Origin of the sequence: Tolypothrix sp. VBCCA 56010, assembly GCF_050875635.1 — a bacterium.
GTDB lineage: Bacteria > Cyanobacteriota > Cyanobacteriia > Cyanobacteriales > Nostocaceae > Hassallia.
Genome location: NZ_JBPAOH010000509.1, coordinates 1 through 254, shown reverse-complemented (window position 1 = coordinate 254; position 254 = coordinate 1). Strand labels below are relative to the sequence as shown.

Genomic DNA, 254 nt, shown 5'->3' with positions numbered 1-254 from the left:
GGGATCTGGTAGTGCCTTGCGGTCAACTTTACCATTAGGTGTGAGTGGCAGGGTATCAAGCACCACAAAAGAAGTTGGCACCATGTAATCGGGCAGTTGCTGTTTGAGGAACGAGCGCAACTGTGCGATTTCTGGTGCTGCTGATGTTTGGGGTAGCAGATAGGCAACTAAGCGCTTATCGCCGGCAATTTCTTTGGCAATGACAACAGCTTGTTGCACAGTTGGGTGTTGGCTCAACAGTGCCTCAATTTCGC

Annotated in this window: 1 protein-coding gene; it reads right to left on the bottom strand. The window is 50.4% G+C overall.

Annotation, left to right across the window (positions count from 1 at the left end; translation table 11 throughout):
* Nucleotides 1–254: AMP-binding enzyme (locus tag AABK37_RS42160; protein WP_432557296.1), on the bottom strand; the 254-nt coding region annotated here is incomplete at both ends.